1 protein-coding gene is annotated in these 1186 nt (G+C 66.2%); it reads left to right on the top strand.

Annotated elements, in window-relative coordinates; translation table 11 throughout:
- Window positions 1–29 precede the first annotated feature (29 nt).
- Window positions 30–1178 carry a serine/threonine protein kinase gene (locus tag HMPREF1023_RS14925; RefSeq protein WP_009307323.1) on the top strand — a complete coding sequence of 383 codons (1149 nt, stop codon included), beginning with the start codon at window positions 30–32 and terminating at the stop codon, window positions 1176–1178.
- Window positions 1179–1186: the final 8 nt, after the last annotated feature.

The raw sequence follows: 1186 nt of genomic DNA, 5'->3' as shown, positions 1-1186 counted from the left end.
GGAAGCGCTGCCGGAGAAAGGAGACTGTCATGGCGAAGATAGTCAATTCTTGGAACGACTGGGATCCGCTGAAGCGCGTGATCGTCGGCCTGTGCGACAACTCGGTCATCCCGCCCGAGGAGCCCGCGACCTCCGAGAAGGTGCCGGTCGACTCCGAGATGCGCGGCATGTGGGGTCTCCGCCCGCTGCGCACGGTCGAGGTCGGCAACGCCTGCCTCGAGAACCTCGTGAAGGCGCTCGAGGAGCGCGGCGTGGTCGTCGACCGCCCGACGCCCCTGCAGTGGAACCAGGCCATCGGCACGCCCGACTTCCGCAACGACTCGATGATGACCTGCATGCCGCCCCGCGACATCCTGCTCACCATGGGCAACGAGATCATGGCCTCCGCCAACTCCTTCCGCTGCCGCTACTTCGAGTACCTGGCCTACTGGCCGCTCATGAAGCAGTACTTCGACGAGGACCCGGACTTCCTGTGGACCCAGGCCCCGCGCCCGCGCCTGACCGACAAGTCCTACAAGCACAACTACTACGACGAGAAGATCTCGCTGGAGGAGCGCCTGGTGCGCACCGCCAACAAGGACTTCGTCACGACGGAAGTCGAGCCGATGTGGGACGCCGCCGACGTCATGCGCATGGGCAAGGACCTGTTCATCCAGCACGGCCTGACCACGAACCGCACGGCCATGGACTGGTTCCAGCGCTACTACCCCGAGCACCGCGTGCACGCCGTGAACTTCCCGGGCGACCCCTACCCGATCCACATCGACGCGACCTTCGTGCCGCTGCGCCCCGGCCTGATCATCAACAACCCGCAGCGCAAGCTGCCCGAGGAGCAGCGCGCGATCTTCGAGGCCAACGACTGGCAGATCGTCGACGCCGCCCAGCCGGCCCACTCCGAGCCGCCCGAGTTCTGCTACAGCTCCGTGTGGCTGTCCATGAACTGCCTGGTGCTCGACCCGAAGACGGTCATCGTGGAGGCCTCCGAGGTCTACCAGCAGGAGGAGATGGACAAGCTCGGCATGAACGTCATCCCCGTCGACCTGCGCGGCGCCTACGCCTTCGGCGGCGGCCTGCACTGCTCCACGGCCGACGTCTACCGCGAGGGCGAGTGCCTCGACTACTTCCCGAACCGCGTCGCCGACCCGACCCTGGTTCGCCCGGAGATGTGGAACGACTAGTCGCGTAG

The sequence above is a fragment of the Eggerthella sp. 1_3_56FAA genome, from assembly GCF_000185625.1.
Taxonomy (GTDB): Bacteria; Actinomycetota; Coriobacteriia; order Coriobacteriales; family Eggerthellaceae; genus Eggerthella; species Eggerthella lenta.
The sequence above is the reverse complement of the archived record's forward strand: the minus strand, read 5'-3'. Positions and strand labels throughout refer to the sequence as shown.